Origin of the sequence: Paracoccus chinensis (assembly GCF_900102885.1) — a bacterium.
Classification (GTDB): Bacteria; Pseudomonadota; Alphaproteobacteria; order Rhodobacterales; family Rhodobacteraceae; genus Paracoccus; species Paracoccus chinensis.
In genome coordinates, this window is the sequence record NZ_FNGE01000053.1 from 1 (window position 1) to 3,053 (window position 3,053).

At 66.2% G+C, this 3,053-nt stretch carries 3 protein-coding genes; all 3 read right to left on the minus strand.

Going from position 1 to position 3,053, the window contains the following annotated elements; translation table 11 throughout:
* Positions 1–209, minus strand: a 209-nt coding sequence (locus BLQ03_RS17480; RefSeq protein ID WP_139166810.1) for a MerR family transcriptional regulator, incomplete at its 3' end; no start/stop codon positions are given.
* A 111-nt stretch (positions 210–320) separates the two neighbouring features.
* On the minus strand, positions 321–740 hold the full coding sequence (locus tag BLQ03_RS17485) for a c-type cytochrome (RefSeq protein WP_036722580.1): 420 nt from the start codon (positions 738–740) through the stop codon (positions 321–323).
* Positions 741–868: 128 nt separating this feature from the next.
* Entirely contained in the window at positions 869–2,392 is a 1,524-nt protein-coding gene (copM, locus tag BLQ03_RS17490; RefSeq protein WP_090757569.1) for a CopM family metallochaperone, read from the minus strand.
* Between the last annotated feature and the right edge of the window lie 661 nt (positions 2,393–3,053).

Below are 3,053 nucleotides of genomic sequence, written 5' to 3' on the forward strand. Positions count from 1 at the left end.
TCGTTCAGCATCAGGAGGTCGCGGCAGTCCTGCAGCGAAAAGTCGAGCCGTCGCGCACGGCTCAGGAAGCGCAGCCGGTGGACATCAGCAGGGCTGAAATGGCGATAGCCGTTCGGCCCGCGCTGCGGGGCCACAAGACCGATGTCCTCATAGTATCGGATCGTCTTGGAGGTAAGACCCGACGCTCGCGCGGCTGCGGCGATGTTCATTCCAGTCCTCCCTTGCCCTGAAGGGTGCTACGTGCACGCTGACCAGAGACACGGTAAAGCCGCAGCCGGGACCCGCCCCCGATCACGGTCAGGATGCCCAAGAGAAGCGATCTAGCGAATGCCGTTCGCAACCTGAACCTCGCGCACGAAGCGGATGATCCCGGCCAGCTCCGGGTCCGTGAGTCCCGGAACCGGGGCCATGTTTCCGAATGGCCAGTGATGGGCACGCACCCCGTTGCGTGCTGCCAGGACGAAAGCCATGTCGCCGTGGTGGCTCGGTTCGTAGATCTTGTGGATGAGCGGTGGTGCAATCCCCGCCCGCCCCTCGGCATCGGTGCCGTGGCAGGATGCGCAGTTGGCGGCGAAGGCCTGCTGACCGGCTTTGGCTTCGGGTGACAACGTGGCCGGCATGGTCACAGCAACAAGAGCCTGACCCTCTTCAGCCGGCCTTGCGGCATCGGATTGGCCCCAGAGCCACCAGGCACCGCCTGTGGCGACCGCGGCAATCGCCGCAAGAAGAACAGTTCGCATGAAGTCTTTCCTCTGATTGGCTCGCGCGGAGGAAGTGCCGCGCGAGCGGCGCTGGAGAGGCTAAGTTTGGTGAGGTGGCCTTGATCGGACTGGCGCCGGGAAATTCGGCGCCAGCTTCTGCGATCCGGTCAGTTCGACGGCCCATAGACGATGCCGTTCGGGCGGTCGCCCACCGGCACCGATCCGACGACCTCCTGGCGCGCAACGTCGATGACCGAGACGCTGTCGTCCGCGATGTTGGTCACGAACACGAAGGCGCCGTCCGCCGAAACCGACACACCATGCGCGCCAGGAGCGGTTTTCAGCGTCTTGGCAACCTTGCCGGTCGCCGTGTCGATCACCGACACGGTGTCGTTCGGCGCGGCCTCGGTCCCCTGGTTGGCAACATAGACCTGCCTGCCGTCGGGGGTTGCGATCATCTGGATCGGATTGGGACCGACCTCGATCCTGCCTGTGACCTCGCGCGTGGCGGTGTCGATCACCGCCACGCGGTTCTCGTCGCGCAGCGAGACATAGATCCGGCTGCCATCAGGGGTGAAGCCGACCTGAACCGGCGCCGTGCCCACCGGGATGCGTGCCGCCTCGGTGAGGTTGGCCGTGTCGATGACCGAGACCGACCCGTCCTCGACATTGGCGACGTAGAGCTCGGTCCCGTCTGGGCTGAGCCGCAGCCCGTGCGGGTAAGCTCCGGTCTCGATGCGCTCGACCACCGATGCGTTCGCGAGATCGACCACCGCGACCTCGTCCGCGCCCGAGAGGGACGCATAGGCGCGACCCTGCGTATCGGCAACGACGTGGGCCGGGTGGGCACCGACCTCGACCGTGACAGCAGGCTTCGAGAGGTCCTGTGGATCGAGCATTACCAGAAGTCCCGCGGCGTCCCCGTCGTGGCCATGCCCTTCCGAGCCATGATCACCGGAAGCCGGAGTGCCGACCGCCAGCAGGAAGCGCCCGTCCGGCGTCAGATCGACGTTATGGGGCGCCACCGGGATCGGCGTTGTGGTCACGGTCCCGGTGCCCAGGTCGATGGCGCTGATCGAGCTGCCGCCTTCGTCGGCGGACCAGACGGTGCCGCCGGTCCGGCCGAAGTCGATGGCCTCGGACTGGGCCTTCTCCTTCAGCCAGGCTTCCATCTCGGCGATCTCGCGCTCCTGCGCGGCGATGATCTGCTCGGCCCATGCCCTGGTCTGGGGATCATCGCCGTGTTGCTGCACGATCCGGGCCATGTCGATCGCGCCCTGATGATGCGGGATCATGCCCCGCACGAAGGCCGTGTCGGGGTCATCGGCCATGATGCCCTCCATCATCGGCCCGTGCATCGCGTCCATGGAATCCACATAGGCGCGGGTGAACTCGGGAACGTTCCTGTCGGCCGAGGCTGTTCCGGCAGCCTTCGATGCATCGGCCGCATCTTGCATCATCCCGCCCTGCATCATCTGCTGCATGGCGCTCATGCACTCGGCAGGCATGGCCTGCATCATGGTCCGCATCTGGTCTGGCATACCCGGCATCGGCATCGTCGGGGCGGCAGGCGCAGCGGCCTGTTCTTGCGTCTGTGCAGGGTGGTGGGTGTCATGCCCGGCCTGCGCCAGGGCAACAGCCGGTAGCCCTGCCGCGAGGCCGAGGGAAAGGGCGATTGCAGTTCGTTTCATTGCTGTTCATCCATGTCCGGGAAAACGCGGCATCACACAGCGCACGCGCAGCCCCCTAGTGATCGTTGATGTCCGAGTGGCGTTATCGGCCTGTCGGCCGAAGTGGCCGGAAGGCGCGGACCTCTCGGATCCGCAACGCCTTCACGCAGCGACTGATGAACGTGGTGGCCGCAGGATTCCCTCGGGAGTCCGCCCCAAGCGACCCACCAGAATGCCGAGGCGGGTCTCCCCGCCGGAAGGCGGATCGGCCCGCGGGCTCTCTGGCAGAAGGGCGGTGATCGTGCAGAACTGGGCGCAGCAGTCGTCCTGGGAACCCGGCCCGCTCCCGCCGGAACCGTCCTGATCCCCGGAAGTCGTCCGGGCACAGCCGGACGCCGCATGAGAATGATCGCAGCCCTGGTCCAGGCTAGCGGCGACAGCTCGCTCGGCATGGACCGTGTGTGCTGCCGGGAGGGTGTGGGCTCCGGCCTGCAAAGCCAGGGCGGCGAAAGCCACGATCAGCCATACGGTTGCCAGCCATTGCCTCCAGCAGCCGCGAAGCCCCATGCCCTTTGCCACACCCCTGCTCATCAGACCGTTCGTTCTCTTCCTCTGGACCGTCTCAGGCTTCCTGCCTGCTCGGGAAGCAGGGAAGCGGCCATTTTCTGACAGTGCCATTATC

Bases quoted from the DNA above. Each gene is read 5' to 3' on its own strand.
- BLQ03_RS17485 (WP_036722580.1), bottom strand. From the start codon at position 740: ATGCGAACTGTTCTTCTTGCGGCGATTGCCGCGGTCGCCACAGGCGGT.
- copM (WP_090757569.1), bottom strand. From the start codon at position 2,392: ATGAAACGAACTGCAATCGCCCTTTCCCTCGGCCTCGCGGCAGGGCTA.